The sequence below is a fragment of the Caballeronia sp. AZ1_KS37 genome (assembly GCF_023631165.1).
In the GTDB taxonomy this organism is placed as follows: Bacteria; Pseudomonadota; Gammaproteobacteria; order Burkholderiales; family Burkholderiaceae; genus Caballeronia; species Caballeronia zhejiangensis.
Map to the genome: position 1 here is coordinate 146,452 of NZ_JALQDP010000012.1, position 17,975 is coordinate 164,426.

Below are 17,975 nucleotides of genomic sequence, written 5' to 3' on the forward strand. Positions count from 1 at the left end.
CGTGCCCGTTGTGTTTTGGGCGCTCAGTTTCCCAACGCCTCCCTCACCTGCATCAACGCGCCCGGATCCTCGATCGTCGGCAGCTCGCCCGGATCGCGCCCTTCCGCCAACGCCGCGATCGCGCGTCGCAGCAGCTTCCCCGAACGCGTCTTCGGCAGCATCGTCACGAAATGCACGCGCGCCGGACGCGCGATCGCGCCGAGCTGCGAATCCACCGCGTGACACAACTCCGCTTCCATGCCCTCGCGCGCGCCCGGCGCATTGATGCGATCGGCATCGCGCAGCACGACGAACGCCGCGGCCGCCTGCCCCTTCACGGAATCGGCGATGCCGACCACCGCGACCTCCGCGACCGCCGGATGCGCCGACAACGCCTCTTCGATCTCGCGCGTGCCGAGCCGATGCCCCGCCACGTTGATGACATCGTCGGTGCGGCCGAGGATCGACACGTAGCCGTCCTCGTCCTGCACACCCCAGTCGAAGGTCGAATAGACCATCTGATTCGGCACGCTCTTCCAGTACGTGTCGACGAAGCGCTGGTCGTCGCGCCACACCGTCTGCATGCAGCCCGGCGGCAGCGGATACGCCAGCGTGACGACGCCCTTCTCGCCGGGCGCGCAGGCATCGCCGGTCGCTTCGTTGCGCAGCGTGAGATTGAAGCCCATCGACGGTACGCCCGGCGAGCCGAGCTTCGACGGCAATTCTTCGATGCCGCGCGGAATCGCGATCATCGGCCAGCCGGTTTCCGTCTGCCAGTAATTGTCGATGACGGGCTTTTTCAACGCGCTCTGGATCCAGTGCGCAGTCGGCTCGTCGAGCGGCTCGCCCGCGAGAAACAGCGTGCGCAGGCTCGACAGATCGTATTTCTCCATCAGCGCCGGATCCTGCTTCTTCAGCACGCGGATCGCGGTCGGCGCGGTGAACATCAGATTGATCTTGTACTGCTGGACGAGCCGCCACCAGATGCCGCCGTCGGGACGAATCGGCGTGCCTTCGTACATCACGGTCGTGAGGCCGGCGATCAGCGGCGCATAAATGATGTAGCTGTGCCCCACGACCCAGCCGATGTCCGATGCGGTGAACATCGTGTCGCCCGGCGCGCCCTGAAAGATGTGCTCCATCGATGCGGCGAGCGCCACCGCGTAACCGCCGACATCGCGCTGCACGCCCTTCGGCCTGCCCGTCGTGCCGGACGTGTAGAGCACGTACGACGGCTCGTTCGATTCGAGCCATTCGCACGGCACGTGCGCGTCGAAAAATTGCTCGCGCAGCGGTTCGTACGCGACGAGATAACTCGCCTGCAAGCGCTCGGGCGCGAGTTGCCGGTCGATCAAGAGCACTTGCGGCACCTTGTATTCGGCGCGCGAGAGCGCTTCGTCGACGAGCGGCGTGTAGTCGATCACCTTGCCCGCGCGCGCGCCGGCATCGGCGGTGACGATGAGCGCAGGCTCGGCATCGTCGATGCGCGCCGCGAGATTCGGCGCCGCGAAGCCGCCGAACACGACCGAGTGGATCGCGCCGATGCGCGCGCACGCGAGCATCGCGAAGAGCGCTTCGGGAATCATCGGCAGATAGATGAGCACGCGATCGCCCTTCTTCACGTGCAGCGAGCGCATGACGGCGGCCATGCGGTTCACTTCCGCGTGCAGCTCGGCGTAGGTGTAGCGGCGCTCGATGCCCGTTTCCGTCGATACGTAGACGAGCGCGTCCTGTTGCGCACGCGACGCGAGATGCCGATCGACGGCGTTATGGCACAGATTGGTCTTGCCGCCGACGAACCACCGCGCGAACGGCGGCTTGCTGCGGTCGAGCACCCGCTCGAACGGCGTCTGCCAGTGAATGCGACGGGCCTGTTCGGCCCAGAACGCTTCGGGCTCGTCGATCGACCGTCGATACGCTTCTCGGTAAGTCGGCATGCGCGTCCTCTGCAAAGCGGCGTTGGCTGAGCCCTGAGCATAGAGCAGCCGTCCAACCCGCGCCAGACCGGGCGCGCCCTGATCGGCCCGGCGCGTCAGAGCGCCCGGGTTCGCGCTGCGGCGCGGCCCTCGGACGCGGTGTGCTTGAGCAGCACCGGCGCAAGCTCGCCCGCGACGCGCATGCTCGACACGACGACCGTTCGTACGCCGCATCCGTCCGTCAATGCGCGCAGCGTTTCTCGCGTGCTCGCGCGCGCCTCGATGCGCGGTTCGATCAGGATCAGGCCGCGGCAGTACGCGGCCAGCATCGCGCGATGCGTGCGCATCCACGCGGCGCGCAGACGGGCGTCGTCGGCGGTTTCGTTTGCGTCGTGCTCGGCCACGAGAACGAAAGGCGTCGCGAGGGACACGAGACGGCGCATCTGCGCGCCCCATGCGAACGCATAGCCCGGTTTCACGGCGCGCGGACGCAGGCGCACGAGCGGGAATCGGCTCGCGTCGAAAAGACGCTCGTCGAGTTCGATGGATTTCGGTGCAAGGTCGGCGGCGTTCACAGCGGTTTCGGACTCCAGTAGTTGAGCGCGGCGACGAGCGACGGCCAGCGGGAACGCCGCGGCACCACGCGTTTCTTGGGCTGCGTGGCGCGTGGCGCGCGGCGAGCCGATTCCTGCGCCGCCTGCGCCGCCTGCGCCGTCGCCTCCGTCCACGCGCGGCGCGTGGTTTCGAGCACTCTCGCGGCGTTCGCCGAAACAGCGCAACGCTCGCCCCGCTCGCCGCTTTCGGACGCCGGGCGCGCTTCGCCCATCGTGCCGATGGCGGTGAAATCGTTGGTCATGTCGTCGGGCCTCCTGTGTCTGCCTCACGGTGTGCGAGTCATTGTATTGAGAATCATTCTCAACTACAAGCAGGATTTTCGACGATGCGCGGCCCCCGGAAAGCCGCGTCCGCGTGGGATTCGGCGCTCGATCAGCCGGCAGCGCGGAGAAAGCGCGACAAAATGCCCGACGAGTAAGTCGCGGCGATCGACGTCAGAAATTCGGTGAACGATAGCGGCGCGGCGGCGTCCGCTGCATCGGAAATGGTCCGCACGACCGCGCACGGCACGCCGTGCTCGTAGCAGACCTGCGCGATGGCCGCGCCTTCCATTTCGACCGCGAGCGCGTCGGGCAGCGCGTCGCGCAAGCCGAAGAGCGCGTCGTGGCCCGCGATGAAGCGATCGCCGCTCACGATCAGCCCGCGATGCACGCGCGGCCCGGCGACGGCGAAGCGCTCCGTCAGCGTACCGCCCTCGTCGGCGATGAACGCATCGGCGGCGGCGGCGAGCGCATCGGAAAGCGCGCGATCGGCGCCGAAGCGCGCGCGGTCGAGCAGCGGCACTTCGTAGCGCGGAAAGAGCGGCGATGCGTCGAGATCATGCTGCAGCAAAGCATCGGCGATGACGACATCGCCCACTTGCACGTCCGTGCGCACGCCGCCCGCGACGCCTGTGAAAACGATGGCATCGGTTTCGAACACATGGATGAGCGCGCTCGCGGTCGCGGCCGCCGCCACCTTGCCGATGCGCGCGAGCGTGACGACGGCCGGCAGCCCATGCGCGTCGCCGACGTAATACTCGCGCTGGCCGAGCGTCACGGTGCGAACTTCGCCTGCCGAGCGCATCTGCGCGATGAGGTCGCCCAGTTCCTGCGGCAGCGCCGCCATGATGCCGAGCCGCTTCGTCTTCATTCGACGGCCTGCAGTTTCGCCACGGCCAGCGCGAGCCACTTTTCGCCGTGGCGCTTGAAGCGCACTTGCGCGCGCGCGTCGCCGCCCGAGCCTTCCAGCGCGGTCACGGTGCCTTCGCCGAACTTCGTATGGAACACGGCCTGGCCGACCTTGAAGCCGGATTCCGCCGCGCGCTGCTCGTTGGCGAACGACGGCAATGCCGCGCTGGCGCCCTGATCCCGCGCATAGCCGGAAGAACCGCCGCGCTCCTGTCCGGGACGCGCAAACCAGTCGCGGCCCCAGCCGGCGTTGTCGGCGCGTCCGCCCCAGCGCGCGCCCGCCTCCATCTTCGGCGTGAGCCACTTGAGCGAGCCTTCGGGCAATTCGTCGAAGAAACGCGAACGGATGTTGTAGCGCGTCTGGCCGTGCAGCATGCGGCTCTGCGCGAACGACAGATAAAGCCGCTCTTTCGCGCGCGTGATCGCCACGTACATGAGACGCCGCTCTTCCTCCAGCCCGTCCGATTCCTGCGCGCTGTTCTCGTGCGGGAACAAGCCCTCTTCCAGCCCGGTGATGAACACCGCCGTGAATTCGAGGCCCTTGGCCGCGTGCACGGTCATCAGTTGCACGGCGTCCTGGCCGGCCTGCGCCTGGTTGTCGCCGGCTTCGAGCGATGCGTGCGACAGGAAACCGGCGAGCGGCGTCATCGTGTCGGGATTCTGCGCGGGATCGGCGATGCCGGGCGCATCGAGCACTTCGATCTCGCCGTCCTCGCTGACGATCTCCGGCAACGCCGACGCGCCCGGACGCAGCGGAATGGAGCGCGCGGGCGTATCGAGCCCGTAGCCTTCCTCGCTGACGAACGCCGCCGCCGCATTCACGAGTTCCTGCAAGTTCTCGAGCCGATCCTGGCCCTCGCGCTCGGTTTCGTAGAACGCGGCCAGACCGCTCGCGCGCACGACGTATTCGACGGTTTCCGGCAGGCTCATCTGCTGCGTTTCGGCGCGCATTTTCGCGATGAGCGTCGCGAATGCGCCGAGGCTCGTGCCCGCCTTGCCGGTGACGTACGGCACGGCGGCGGCCATCGAACAGTTGTAGAGACGCGCCGCGTCGGCCACTTGCTCGATGGAGCGCGCACCGATCCCGCGCGTCGGGAAATTGACGACGCGCGCGAAGGCGGTGTCGTCGTTCGGATTGTCGATGAGACGCAAATAGGCGAGCGCATGCTTCACTTCCTGCCGCTCGAAGAAGCGCAGACCGCCATACACGCGATACGGAATGCCCGCGTTCACGAGCGTATGTTCGATGGTCCGCGACTGCGCGTTGCTGCGGTAAAGCACCGCGACCTCGCCGCGCGACACGCCCGTATTGATGAGCGCCTTGATTTCCTCGACGATCCAGCCCGCTTCCTGCGAATCCGTTGCGGCCTCGTAGACGCGCACCGGCTCGCCGTGTCCCGCGTCGGTGCGCAGATTCTTGCCGAGCCGGTTGGCGTTGTTGGCGATCAGATAGTTCGCGGTATCGAGAATATGGCCGTGCGAGCGATAGTTCTGCTCCAGCTTGATGAGATTGCGCACGCGGAATTCGCGCTCGAAATCGTGCATGTTGCCGACGTTCGCGCCGCGGAACGCGTAGATCGACTGGTCGTCGTCGCCGACCGCGAAGATCGCGTTGTGCTCGCCCGCGAGCAGCTTGAGCCACGCATACTGCAGCTTGTTCGTGTCCTGAAACTCGTCGACGAGAATGTTGCGAAAGCGCGCCTGATAATGCGCGCGCAGCGGCGGATTGTGCGCGAGGAGTTCATAACAGCGCAGCAGCAGCTCGGGAAAATCGACGACGCCTTCGCGCTGGCATTGCTGATCGTAGGCTTCGTAAAGCTCGACGAACTTGCGATTGAACGCATCGGTGGCGTCGACGTCTTTCGGACGCAGACCCTGTTCCTTCGCGTTGTTGATGAAGTACTGCAGATTCTTCGCCGGATACTTCTCGTCGTCGACGTTCAGGCCTTTCATCAGCCGCTTGATCGCGGACAGCTGGTCGGCCGTGTCGAGAATCTGGAATGTCTGCGGCAGGCCGGCGTCGCGGTAATGCGCGCGCAGCATGCGGTTGCACAAGCCGTGAAACGTGCCGATCCACATGCCGCGCGTATCGATGGGCAGCAGCGCGGACAGGCGCGCCATCATCTCGCGCGCGGCCTTGTTCGTGAAGGTGACGGCGAGCACGGTCGGCGGCGACGCGTAGCCCTGCTGGATCAGCCACGCGATGCGCGTGATGAGCACGCGCGTCTTGCCGCTGCCGGCGCCCGCGAGAATGAGAGCGGGCTCGTCCGGGAGCGTCACGGCGGCGAGTTGTTCGGGATTCAGATTCGCGAGCAGGTCGGGCATGGGAAAGAGGCGTCGAGGTAAGCGAGCATTATAAATGTCCGGTTCTTCGACGACTTTCCGCGTCGCCCGTCGCAGCCGACACTCGATTACGGCGCAGACGGCCTACTTTCCATGGATTGTTGCATTTTCTGGGCCGCGTCCGCGCCTAGCGTATTTCGCACACGTCCGTTCACAAGCGTGTTCAGAAATTTGTCATCGAAGCCATTCGCCACTTTCCAGGCGTCCCGATCCCGCTCGAACACGAATTCGCCCTTGAGCTGCACGTATGGCATCGCACCGATAACGCTCAACAGATTGTCCTTATAGTCGACCAAAACCGGACATGCGTAGGAATGGTCGTCGATCCTGCGGCAATCCGCTGCCGGAAGCACGCCGATGACCCTCGCTTCCATCGTTCTCGGCACATCTTCCCCGTACACCGGTTTGTGATACGACGGCGACCGTCTGCCCACGCGATCGTCGATTCCCTTGATTCCCGCGATGACCGCTGCGCGAATCGCGTCGCGGCCGAGCGGGGCGCCCAGCGCCTTGTTCAGCCCGGCCTCGTTGTAGCGCGCGGCCACGTATTCGTACGGATAGGTATGCACTTCGAACTCACCATTCTTTTCCCTGGGCCGGATCACGTAGCCTATGGGGCTCGTCGCCTCCCCCGCTTTGATGACCGCTGTGCAACCGCGCGATCTGTCGCCATCGTCGTAGCCCACTTCCTGGAAATCCGAAAATCGTGGCGTCAAATCGCGGTCATCGTTCAGCGACAGGCCCGGACGTTTCGTGGCGAGATCGGTCTTCGATTGGACGCCGATCCGGAACAGCGCGTCCTTCGTGCTGCTTGCCGCGCAGGATGGCGTGCTTGCCGACCAGAGGGTGTAGGCCCCGACCGCCGCGAAGATCACGCAAAACGCCGATGCATACCCGATCATGCGACGTTTCACCTTCTTGCGCGTGCGCGCGGCGAACGCCGCGAATGGCGCCCGGAAACGCGGGTCGATCTGCCCGACGACCGACTCGTACTGCAACAAGTCCTCGGGCGCCTTGTCCGTCTCCAGCGTTTCCACGAAACGGACCGCCGCCGCTTCCGCCGCTTGCTCATCCAGGAAACGCTCTTGAATGAGCCAGTCGAGCATCGCGCGCGCGGAATCGAAGCGCAGGTCGATCTCCGACATCTGGTCCATCGACTCTAGCACCCGCAGGGCCGTTTTATCGTCGATATAGCCGCAACTATTCAACACTGCCAAGGTCTGCAAGCGGACCATGCCCGCGACGCTAACCTTCTGACACTCCTGATCTGTGGTCATCTCGCCCCTTTCTCTTGCGCCACTCGTGCCGGATGCACGCGTGCGAATCCGCCAGCGTAGAACCATGGCTTTTTGCGATACAGGGACAGAGCGCGCTTTTGACAATTACTTCCAGATATCGCTCTTACGGGGCACTCGGGCACCGTACGAGTAGGCCACGTGGGCACCGCTATAATTGACGGATTCCCTGCTTTCAGATCTAGACGAACGACGACATGAGCGACAACACACTGGCAAAAAGCTTCGAGCCTCAAAACATCGAGTCCCAATGGGGACCGGAATGGGAAAAGCGCGGATACGCCGCTCCCACGTTCAAGGAAGGCGCGAAGAATTTCTCCATCCAGTTGCCGCCGCCGAACGTCACCGGCACGCTGCACATGGGGCACGCGTTCAACCAGACCATCATGGATGGCCTGACGCGCTATCACCGCATGCTGGGCGAAAACACGCTGTGGGTGCCGGGCACGGACCACGCGGGCATCGCGACGCAGATCGTCGTCGAACGCCAGCTCGATGCGCAAGGCATCTCGCGCCATGACCTCGGCCGCGAAGAGTTTCTGAAGCGCGTCTGGGCGTGGAAGCAGCAATCCGGCTCGACCATCACGAATCAGGTTCGGCGTCTGGGCGCATCGATCGACTGGTCGCGCGAATACTTCACGATGGACGACAAGATGTCGGCCGCCGTGCGCGACGTGTTCGTCACGCTCTATAAACAAGGGCTGATCTATCGCGGCAAGCGGCTCGTGAACTGGGACCCGGTGCTCGGCACCGCCGTGTCCGATCTCGAAGTCGTGAGCGAAGAAGAAAACGGCAGCCTGTGGCACATCAACTATCCGCTGCCGGACGGTTCCGGTCATCTGACGGTCGCGACCACGCGCCCGGAAACCATGCTGGGCGACACCGCCGTGATGGTGCATCCGGAAGACGAGCGTTATCAGCATCTGATCGGCAAGACGGTGACGTTGCCGCTATGCGATCGCGAAATCCCGATCATCGCCGATGAATACGTCGATCGCGAATTCGGCACCGGCGTCGTCAAAGTCACGCCCGCGCACGACTTCAACGACTACGCCGTCGGCCAGCGCCACAAGCTGCCGCAGATCGAAATTCTCACGCTCGACGCGAAGATCAACGACAACGCGCCTGAAAAATATCGCGGCATGGATCGCTTCGACGCGCGCAAAGCCGTCGTGAAAGATCTCGAAGCGCTCGGCCTGCTCGAATCCGTCAAGCCGCACAAGCTGATGGTGCCGCGCGGCGACCGCACCAACGTGGTCATCGAACCGATGCTGACGGACCAGTGGTTCGTCGCGATGAGCAAGCCGGCGCCCGAAGGCACCTTCAATCCGGGCAAGTCGATCACGGAAACGTCGCTCGATGTCGTGCGCAACGGCCAGATCAAGTTCGTGCCGGAGAACTGGACGACCACCTACTATCAGTGGCTCGAAAACATCCAGGACTGGTGCATTTCGCGCCAGTTGTGGTGGGGCCATCAGATTCCCGCGTGGTACGGCGAGAACGGCGAGATTTTCGTCGCGAAGACCGAAGAAGAAGCCCGCGCCGAAGCCGACGCGCAAGGCTACAAAGGCGCACTCAAGCGCGATGAAGACGTGCTCGACACCTGGTTCTCGTCCGCGCTCGTGCCGTTTTCGTCGCTCGGCTGGCCGAACGAGACGAAGGAATTGAAGGCGTTCCTGCCGTCGTCGGTGCTCGTGACAGGCTTCGACATCATCTTCTTCTGGGTCGCCAGAATGGTGATGATGACCACGCATTTCACCGGCAAGGTGCCGTTCGACACCGTCTATGTGCACGGACTCGTGCGCGACGCCGAAGGCCAGAAGATGTCGAAGAGCAAGGGCAACACGCTCGACCCGATCGATATCGTCGATGGCATCGACCTCGAATCGCTCGTCGCCAAGCGCACGACCGGCCTCATGAATCCGAAGGCCGCCGCGCAGATCGAGAAGAAGACGCGCAAGGAATTCCCCGAAGGCATTCCGTCGTTCGGCACCGACGCGCTGCGCTTCACGATGGCCTCGATGGCCACCCTCGGCCGCAACGTGAACTTCGATCTCGCGCGCTGCGAGGGTTATCGCAACTTCTGCAACAAGCTCTGGAACGCCACGCGTTTCGTGCTGATGAACTGCGAGGGCCACGATTGCGGTTTTGCGAATCCGGGCGCGTGCAAGCCAGGCGATTGCGGCCCTGGCGGCTACACGGATTACTCGCAGGCGGATCGCTGGATCGTGTCGCTGCTTCAGCGCGTGGAAGCCGAAGTGGAAAAGGGTTTCGCGGACTATCGTTTCGACAACGTCGCGAGCGCGATCTACAAATTCGTGTGGGACGAGTACTGCGACTGGTATCTCGAACTCGCGAAGGTGCAGATCCAGACCGGCACGCCCGAGCAGCAGAGGGCGACGCGTCGCACGCTCTTGCGTGTGCTCGAAACGGTGCTGCGCCTCGCGCATCCGATCATTCCTTTCATCACGGAAGCGTTGTGGCAGAAGGTTGCCCCTCTCACCGACGCCTTCCCGCAAGGCGCGAAGGAAGGCGAAGTCTCGATCATGACGCAGCCTTATCCGCGCGCCGAGCAGAAAAAGATCGATGAATCGTCAGAACAGTGGGCTGCCGAACTGAAGAGTGTCATCGATGCATGTCGTAATCTACGTGGCGAAATGAATCTGTCGCCCGCGGTGAAGGTGCCGTTGCTCGCGCACGGCGACGCGGCGCGCCTCACCGCGTTCGCACCGTATATCGCTGCCCTCGCGCGTCTTTCCGAAGTGAAGATCATCGACGACGAAGCCGCCCTCGACAAGGAAGCTCATGGCGCGCCCGTCGCGATCGTCGGCACGAGCAAGCTCGTGTTGAAAGTCGAAATCGATATCGCCGCGGAACGCGAGCGCCTGACCAAGGAAGTGGACCGTCTGACGGCCGAGATCGCAAAATGTAACGCGAAACTCGGAAACGAAAGCTTTGTTTCAAAAGCGCCGGCCGCTGTCGTTGAACAGGAGCGTAAAAGGCTGGCAGAATACGGAACCACTATCGAGAAGCTTCAGGCCCAATTATTGCGTCTGCCTGCTTGAATTTGAGGGTTCGAATCATTTATCGATCCGCTCCGTCTGTCTCGACGTTTCATTGATTAAGAGGATCAGGGTCATCACATGCTAAAAGTTACCAAAGCGGTTTTCCCCGTCGCAGGTCTGGGCACGCGGTTCCTTCCCGCGACCAAGGCCAGCCCGAAGGAAATGCTGCCTGTCGTCGACAAGCCGCTGATTCAGTACGCGGTCGAAGAAGCAATGGCGGCCGGCATTACCGAAATGATCTTCGTGACGGGACGCAGCAAGCGCGCCATCGAAGATCACTTCGACAAGTCCTATGAGATCGAAGCGGAACTCGAAGCGCGCGGCAAGGACAAGCTGCTCGAACTCGTGCGCAGCATCAAGCCGAGCCATGTCGACTGCTTCTACGTGCGTCAGGCCGAAGCGCTCGGTCTCGGCCACGCTGTGCTCTGCGCGGAGAAGCTCGTCGGCGACAATCCGTTCGCCGTGATCCTCGCGGACGACTTGCTGTACGGCAAGCCGCCCGTCATGTCGCAGATGATCGAAGTCTTCGATCACTATCACAGCTCGGTGATCGGCGTCGAAGAAATCCCGCCGGAGGATTCGAAGTCCTACGGCATCATCGACGGCAAGGAATGGGAAGACAACATCTTCAAGCTGTCGGGAATCGTCGAAAAGCCGGAACCCGCCGTGGCGCCGTCGAACCTGGGCGTAGTCGGCCGGTACGTGCTGAAGCCGCGCATCTTCGATCACATTCGCGCGCTGAAGCCGGGCGCGGGCGGAGAACTGCAACTGACGGACGCGATTCAATCGCTGCTGTCGGATGAGCAAGTGCTCGCGTACAAGTATCAGGGCACGCGCTTCGATTGCGGCAGCAAGCTCGGCTATCTGAAGGCGACGGTCGAGTTCGCGCTGCGTCATCCGGAAGTGAAGCAGGAATTCGAGGAATATCTGCGCAATCGCGCGCCGATTCTCGAAGACTGACTTTCTGGCCGGATCGGATGAAAAAAATGCCCGTCACCTGCGTGACGGGCATTTTGCTTTTGGGCGTTTGCTTGTGCGTTCGTTGGCTTCAACGCCGGCGCATCAGGAAGATGAACGTCTTGTCCTGTGCGGTCGATTCGACGATCTCGTTGCCGGTCTGCTTCGCGAAGGCCGCGAAATCGCGTTGCGATCCGGGATCGGTCGCGAGCACTTTCAAAATCTGACCGCTCGTCATGTCGGCGAGCGCCTTCTTTGCCCGCAAAATCGGCAACGGGCAGTTGAGCCCGCGCGCGTCGACTTCCTTGTGAACTTCCATCGCGATTGAACCTTTGTTTGCCGGTGAGGGGAGCGCTCGTGAAGGTTCGATTTTAACGCAGAGGTCAAAACTCCACCGCCCGCCCACTCTCATAAGCCTGCCGCATCGCAATACCAATGCGCGTCGCCTCTCTTGCATCGTCGAGCGTCAGCCCCGTCGGCTGCCCTTGCCGAAGCAACCCGACGAACGCCTGCGCCTCGCGCAAAAACGCATCCTCGAAGCGCTCGAAGAACGTCGGCGTGCAGGCATTGCGCACGCCCTGCGCATCCGCGATTTCCACGCGATTCGCCCGCGGATTGCGTCCCACCGACAGCGCGCCCGCCGTGCCGATCACTTCCGTCTGCGTGTCGTGCCCATGCGCCATCGTCCGCGACGCATACAGCACCGCGAGCCGTCCGTCATCGAACTCGATCGTGCCCACGCCATTGTCGATGTCATTGCACTCGCGCAAGCCTTCGTGAATCGCGATGGTTCCGCTCGCATACACGCGTTTCGCGCGCGGATTGCCGAGCAGCCAGCGCGCAAGATCGATGTCGTGCACGCTGCAATCGAGAAACAGCCCGCCCGATGTCGGCGCGAATCGCACGAAGAAGCCATCGGGATCGTTCTTGTCGCAGGTCTGCGAGCGCACCATGAACGGCCGGCCGATCGCGCCGCTCGCGACGCGATCGAACGCATCGCGATAGCTCGCATCGAAGCGCCGCACGAAGCCGATCATCACTTGCAGATGCGGATGCCGCGCGTGCTCTTCGATCACCGCGTCGCATTCGGCGAGATCGAGCGACAGCGGTTTCTCGCAGAACACATGCTTGCCCGCGCGCAACGCGGCGATGATCTGCCGCGCATGCAGCGACGTCGGCGTGACGAGCCACACGGCATCGACGGAGGCATCGGCGAGCAGTTCATCGTAATCCGCATAAAGCGACAACTCGGGAAGACTCGACGAAGCCCACTCGCGCTCGTCCACAACCGGACTGCACGCCGCGACGAGTTTCGCGCCCGGCACGCGCCACGCGAGATTCTCCGCATGCCGGCGCCCGAGCCGCCCCAGTCCGGCGATACCGAAGCGCACCGCGCTCATGCGACGTTCTCCCCGAGCTTGACGATGCGCTTCTCGCGCCACGACAAGGTCGCCGCTTCGGCGAGTTCGAGCGCCTTCAGGCCATCGGCGACGGTGGTTCGCACCGGTTTGCCGTTGCTGACCGCATCGAAGAAATGCGCGATTTCCGCCGCATACGCCGCGCGATAACGTTCGAGAAAGAACGCCTCGGGCTTGTCGCTCGACACCGACGCCGACGTGTACGCGGTGACTTCCGTCGGCCGCACATTGCCAGCCTGCAGCATGCCCGCGCTGCCGAGCAGCTCGAAGCGCTGATCGTAGCCATACGCCGCGCGCCGCGCCGTATTGATCTGGCACAGACGCCCGCGCTTCGTGCGGATCGTGACCGCGGTCGAATCGATATCGCCCGCTTCGGCGATGGCCGCATCGCTCAAGCAACTGCCCGTCGCGTGCAGCGTGTCGGCTTCGTCGTCGAGAATCCAGCGGAAGATGTCGAAGTCGTGAATCAGCATGTCCTTGAAGATGCCGCCCGAATGCAAGATGTACTCGACCGGCGGCGCGCCCGGATCGCGGCTCGTCACGATCAGCATTTCCGGATCGCCGATCTCGCCCGCGTCGATACGCGCCTTCAACGCCGAGAACGTCGGATCGAAGCGACGCTGAAAGCCGATCATGCAGACGACGCCCGCCTTCTCGACAGCATCGGCGCACGCGCGCGCACGCTCGGTCGTGAGATCGACGGGCTTCTCGCAGAACACATGCTTCTTCTGCGCCGCCGACGCCAGAATCAGATCCGCGTGCGTATCCGTGCTCGAACACACGACGGTCGCGCCGACGGAGGCATCGCCCATCGCGCCATCGACATCGGCGACGGTCGCGCCATGCGCTTTCGCGAGCGCGGCGGCCGCGTCGCGATTCACATCGACGACGTATTTCAGACGCACGCCCGGTTGCCGCGCGAGATTGGCCGCGTGAATCTTGCCGATGCGCCCCGCCCCAAACACCGCCACATCAATCGTCATAGCCACCTGTCTCCTTGGATTCCTCAACGTTCAACTCGAGCCGGTACGCGAGCGCGATGAACAACGCCTGGCACAGGCAAATGGTGCTCGTGAGCGAGCGAAACGCGAACGCGCTGCCCTCCTTCACGAACAGACTCGCGCTCGCGTGACGCGCGAGCGGCGAAAGCTGGCTATCGGTGATGACGAGCGTCGCCGCGCCGTGATGCTGCGCGGCGCGCACGCAATATTGCGTCTCCTTGCCGTAGGGCGCGAAGCTGATCGCGATCACCACGTCTCCCTTCTTCACGCTGCGCACCTGTTCGCGAAACATGCCGCCGAAGCCCGAGATCAAATGCACGCGCTTCTTCGTGTGCTGCAATGCATAGACGATGTAGCTCGCGACCGCGAACGACCGGCGCACGCCGATCACGTAGATGTTCTCCGCCTGCGAAAGCATCTCGACGGCGGCTTCGAACTGCGCGTCGTCGAGACCGGCCTCGAGCTCGTCGAGACCCGTGCGGCTCGCCGCGATGAACTCGCGCGCGACCGACACGCCGGACGCATCGCCCGCCTTCTCGTCGATGAGCTTGCGTATGCGCTGCTGATACGTCTGCTGCGAACCGCCCGCGCCCGTGTACGCCTGCCGGAACACGGCCTGCAAGTCGGAGAAACCGGAGAAACCGAAGCGCTGCGCAAACCGCACGACCGCCGACGCATGCACGCCGCACGCGTTGGCGATATCGCTCGTGCGATCCATCATCACGCTTGGCCGATGCTGCTCGATATACGTCGCGACGCTCTTCAACTGGCGCGGCAGCGAGTCGTAGGCGTCGGTGATCCGCTGCATCAGTTCGTCGACGCTTTGCACGTCGGTGCTGGTTTCATCCATCACATGCTCTTTCGATGTTCGTCGTGAACCGATTATAGGAACACGGCAAGCAAATTGGAATGTATTTTCCATTTGCCGCACCAATGAAATTTCTATTGCAGGCCACCGAAAACTGACCTACTCTTGGTCCTGAGCACGGCACATCGAAGGGTCGGCTCGCGAAACATCACACCAAACAACAACCGAGATAGGTGGAGACAATGACCATTTGCAACGGTCGGGCCGCACTGCGCGCGCTGGTGGCTGCTGCTGCGTTGTGCAGCGCATCGATGATGGCGGCGAGTCCCGCACACGCGGCGCCCGACGCGAAGTTCGTGCTGATCAGCCACGCGCCGGACTCGGATTCCTGGTGGAACACCATCAAGAACGCGATCAAGCAGGCCGACGAAGACTTCAACGTGCAGACGGACTACCGCAATCCGCCGAACGGCGATATCGCGGACATGTCGCGCCTGATCGAGCAGGCCGCCGCGCGCAACTACGATGGCGTCATCACGACCATCGCCGACTTCGATGTGCTGAAGAGCGCCATCAACAAGGTCACGGCGAAGAAGATTCCGCTCGTCACGATCAACTCGGGCACCGAGGAACAGAGCGCGCAACTGGGCGCGATCATGCACGTCGGCCAGCCGGAATATGTGGCGGGCAAGGCGGCCGGCGAGAAGGCGAAGGCCGCGGGCGTGAAGTCGTTCGTCTGCGTGAATCACATCGCGACGAACACGGTGTCGTTCGATCGCTGCAAGGGCTTCGCGGACGCACTCGGCATCGACTACAAGGCATCGACGATCGATTCGGGACAAGACCCGACCGAGATTCAGTCGAAGGTATCGGCGTATCTGCGCAATCATCCGGACACCGGCGCGATCCTCACGCTCGGACCGACGCCCGCATCCGCGACGCTCAAGGCCGTCACGCAAATGGGCCTGCAGAACAAGGTGTATTTCGTGACTTTCGACTTCTCGGACGACATCGCGAAGGCCATCAAGGACGGCACGATCAAGTTCGCGATCGATCAGCAGCCGTATCTGCAAGGCTATATCCCGGTGGCCGTGCTCGCGATCGTGAAGAAGGAACATACGACCGATCCGGCGAAGATCCGTCAGCTTCTCGAAGCCAATCCGAAGTTCAAGGCGCGCCTCGAAACCTACGGATTGCAGCCGTCGTACGGACCGAAGAACATTCGTTCGGGCCCGGGTTTCATCACCAAAGAAAATCTCGACAAGGTCGTGAAGTACGCGGGTCAATATCGTTGATCCCGGCGTGACCTGATTCGGGCGGCGCTTCGCGCACCGCCCGCTTTTATCGACGTTCAGCGCGCCTTGCTGCGTCCGTTCGCGGACGCGGCGGCGACGCGCGCATCGGTACCGCATCGACATCGAGTCTCAAGGAGCCATCATGGGCGTAGCCGGCAAACACTACCCTCCTCACGTGAACCGTCAGCAGGACAACGCTGAAACACCTGACCAGGCCAAGCCCTCGGATGAGCGCGTACGCCACACGTCGTGGTTCGGTCATTTGCTGAATCGCCCGGAGTTCGCGGCCATTTCCGGCACCGTGCTCGTCTTCATCGTGTTCGGCTTCGGCGCGGGATCGTCGGGCATGTTCAACCTCGACGGCGTGATGAACTGGTCGCAAGTGGCCGCCTATCTCGGCCTGCTCGCGGTCGGCGCGTGTCTGCTCATGATCGCGGGCGAGTTCGACTTGTCCATCGGCTCGATGATCGGCTTCGCGGGCATGATGGTCGCGTTGCCGGCGGTCTATTTTCATTGGCCGCTATCCCTTTCGATTCTCTTCGCGTTCGTCATGTCGATGCTGCTCGGCGCATTGAATGGCTATCTCGTCATGCGCACGCGCCTGCCGTCGTTCATCGTCACGCTCGCGTTCCTGTTCATTCTGCGCGGCCTCACGCTCGCGCTGTCGATCATGTTCGCGGACCGCACCATCATCTCGGGCGTCGGCGATCTCGCCCAGGCCGATCCCATCGCCGACACGCTCTTTCATGGCGTCGCGTTTCACGGCCTGTTCACCTGGCTCGCGCACATGGGCATCGGCAAGCTGCTCGACAGCGGCCAGCCGCTCGTGCCGGGCATTCCGAAAGTCATCATCTGGTGGCTCGCGCTCGCGGCGGTCGGCGCGTTCGTGCTCGCCAAGACGCGCTACGGCAACTGGATTCTCGCGGTCGGCGGCGATGCGAATGCCGCGAAGAACGTCGGCGTGCCGGTGAAGCGCGTGAAGATATCGCTCTTCGTGCTCACCGCGTTCTGCTCGTGCCTCTTCGCCGTGCTGCAAGTGTGCGATATCGGCTCGGCGGCGGCGGATCGCGGCTTGCAGAAGGAATTCGAAGCGATCATCGCGGCGGTCATCGGCGGCACCTTGCTGACGGGCGGTTACGGATCGGTCGTCGGCGCATGTTTCGGTGCCCTGATCTTCGGTGTCGTGCAGATCGGCATCACTTATACGAACGTGAGCTCGGACTGGTTCCGCGTATTCCTTGGCGTGATGCTGCTCATCGCCGTGCTCTTCAATCACTACGTGCGCCGCCGCGTGTCCCAGGCTCAATGAGAGGAGCAACGAACATGCAAGACGACAACATCCTCGCGCTCGAAAACGTCAGCAAGTTCTTCGGCAAGGTGATCGCGCTGAACGGCGTCACGTTGCGGCTCAAACGCGGTGAAGTGCATTGTCTGCTCGGCGATAACGGCGCCGGCAAATCGACACTCATCAAGACGCTCGCAGGCGTGCATCAGCCCTCTTCCGGCGACTATCTCGTCGATGGCAACCCCGTGCATTTCGACTCGCCGAAAGAAGCGCTCGATCTCGGTATCGCGACCGTGTATCAGGATCTCGCGCTCGTGCCGTTGCTATCGGTGGCGCGCAACTTCTTCATGGGACGCGAGCCGCAAAAGAAGCGCTTCGGCATCAGCGTGATGGACCTCGACCTCGCCGCCGAAACGTCGCGCGCCAAGCTCGCCGAAATGGGCATCAATGTGCGCGATCCGCATCAGCCGATCGGCACGATGTCCGGCGGCGAGAAGCAATGTCTCGCGATTGCCCGCGCGATTCACTTCGGCGCACGCGTGCTGATCCTCGACGAACCGACCGCCGCGCTCGGCGTGAAGCAGAGCTTCAATGTGTTGAAGCTCATCCACAAGGCGCGCGAAAAAGGCATCTCGGTGATCTTCATCACGCACAACGTTCACCATGCCTATCCGATCGGCGATTCGTTCACGCTGCTCAATCGCGGCCGCTCGATGGGCACGTTCACCAAGGACAACATCAGCAAGAACGAAGTGCTCGACATGATGGCGGGCGGCGCAGAAATGCAGCAGATGATGACCGAACTCGAAGGCGCGACGATCTGAGGACA

The 17,975-nt window shown here is 63.1% G+C and carries 15 protein-coding genes; 5 read left to right on the plus strand and 10 right to left on the minus strand.

All coding sequences use genetic code 11. The features are described 5' to 3' along the window. Positions 1–23: 23 nt before the first annotated feature. The 6 genes from NCS00_RS09595 to NCS00_RS09620 all read right to left on the minus strand — a co-directional run bounded on the left by NCS00_RS09595 (position 24) and on the right by NCS00_RS09620 (position 7,299). Positions 24–1,916, minus strand: a complete 1,893-nt coding sequence (locus NCS00_RS09595; RefSeq protein ID WP_034473029.1) for a propionate--CoA ligase — start codon at positions 1,914–1,916, stop codon at positions 24–26. A 95-nt stretch (positions 1,917–2,011) separates the two neighbouring features. Beyond that, positions 2,012–2,470, minus strand: a complete 459-nt coding sequence (locus tag NCS00_RS09600) for a hypothetical protein (protein WP_008341944.1) — start codon at positions 2,468–2,470, stop codon at positions 2,012–2,014. Further along, the gene (locus NCS00_RS09605) at positions 2,467–2,751 is read right to left on the minus strand and encodes a hypothetical protein (protein WP_250439978.1); all 285 of its coding nucleotides are present in this window, start codon (positions 2,749–2,751) and stop codon (positions 2,467–2,469) included. Before NCS00_RS09605 ends, NCS00_RS09600 begins: the two co-directional genes overlap by 4 nt. 131 nt (positions 2,752–2,882) lie before the next feature. Continuing rightward, the gene (locus NCS00_RS09610; protein ID WP_250439979.1) at positions 2,883–3,641 is read right to left on the minus strand and encodes a 5'-methylthioadenosine/adenosylhomocysteine nucleosidase; all 759 of its coding nucleotides are present in this window, start codon (positions 3,639–3,641) and stop codon (positions 2,883–2,885) included. Beyond that, positions 3,638–6,004 carry a UvrD-helicase domain-containing protein gene (locus NCS00_RS09615; RefSeq protein ID WP_008341949.1) on the minus strand — a complete coding sequence of 789 codons (2,367 nt, stop codon included), beginning with the start codon at positions 6,002–6,004 and terminating at the stop codon, positions 3,638–3,640. Before NCS00_RS09615 ends, NCS00_RS09610 begins: the two co-directional genes overlap by 4 nt. A gap of 86 nt (positions 6,005–6,090) precedes the next feature. Further along, positions 6,091–7,299: a hypothetical protein gene (locus NCS00_RS09620; RefSeq protein WP_250439980.1), complete on the minus strand. Its 1,209-nt coding sequence runs from the start codon at positions 7,297–7,299 to the stop codon at positions 6,091–6,093. 215 nt (positions 7,300–7,514) lie between these two features. On the opposite strand from NCS00_RS09620, the gene NCS00_RS09625 reads away from it, so the two are divergent. Both NCS00_RS09625 and galU read left to right on the plus strand, forming a co-directional pair. Then, positions 7,515–10,382, plus strand: a complete 2,868-nt coding sequence (locus NCS00_RS09625) for a valine--tRNA ligase (protein ID WP_008341952.1) — start codon at positions 7,515–7,517, stop codon at positions 10,380–10,382. A 78-nt stretch (positions 10,383–10,460) separates the two neighbouring features. Further along, positions 10,461–11,342, plus strand: a complete 882-nt coding sequence (galU, locus tag NCS00_RS09630; protein WP_008341953.1) for a UTP--glucose-1-phosphate uridylyltransferase GalU — start codon at positions 10,461–10,463, stop codon at positions 11,340–11,342. Positions 11,343–11,430: 88 nt separating this feature from the next. Here galU and NCS00_RS09635 read toward each other — a convergent pair whose 3' ends face one another. The 4 genes from NCS00_RS09635 to NCS00_RS09650 form a co-directional block, all read right to left on the minus strand. Further along, positions 11,431–11,658, minus strand: a complete 228-nt coding sequence (locus tag NCS00_RS09635; RefSeq protein ID WP_008341954.1) for a sulfurtransferase TusA family protein — start codon at positions 11,656–11,658, stop codon at positions 11,431–11,433. Between the two features lie 64 nt (positions 11,659–11,722). Next, complete coding sequence (locus tag NCS00_RS09640; RefSeq protein ID WP_250434921.1) at positions 11,723–12,739, minus strand: Gfo/Idh/MocA family protein; 1,017 nt, start codon at positions 12,737–12,739, stop codon at positions 11,723–11,725. Then, positions 12,736–13,740, minus strand: a complete 1,005-nt coding sequence (gene iolG / locus NCS00_RS09645; RefSeq protein ID WP_008341957.1) for an inositol 2-dehydrogenase — start codon at positions 13,738–13,740, stop codon at positions 12,736–12,738. Before iolG ends, NCS00_RS09640 begins: the two co-directional genes overlap by 4 nt. Then, positions 13,730–14,608, minus strand: coding sequence for a MurR/RpiR family transcriptional regulator (locus tag NCS00_RS09650; RefSeq protein ID WP_008341959.1), 879 nt, complete (start codon positions 14,606–14,608; stop codon positions 13,730–13,732). Before NCS00_RS09650 ends, iolG begins: the two co-directional genes overlap by 11 nt. A 200-nt stretch (positions 14,609–14,808) precedes the next feature. Here NCS00_RS09650 and NCS00_RS09655 point away from each other — a divergent pair, with 200 nt between their 5' ends. From NCS00_RS09655 to NCS00_RS09665, 3 genes are all read left to right on the plus strand, one after another. Continuing rightward, a complete protein-coding gene (locus tag NCS00_RS09655) occupies positions 14,809–15,861 on the plus strand; it encodes a sugar ABC transporter substrate-binding protein (RefSeq protein ID WP_008341961.1) in 1,053 nt (350 codons plus the stop codon). 142 nt (positions 15,862–16,003) lie between these two features. Next, positions 16,004–17,170 carry an ABC transporter permease gene (locus NCS00_RS09660; RefSeq protein WP_008341964.1) on the plus strand — a complete coding sequence of 389 codons (1,167 nt, stop codon included), beginning with the start codon at positions 16,004–16,006 and terminating at the stop codon, positions 17,168–17,170. A 14-nt stretch (positions 17,171–17,184) separates the two neighbouring features. Then, on the plus strand, positions 17,185–17,970 hold the full coding sequence (locus NCS00_RS09665) for an ATP-binding cassette domain-containing protein (protein ID WP_008341966.1): 786 nt from the start codon (positions 17,185–17,187) through the stop codon (positions 17,968–17,970). Positions 17,971–17,975: the final 5 nt, after the last annotated feature.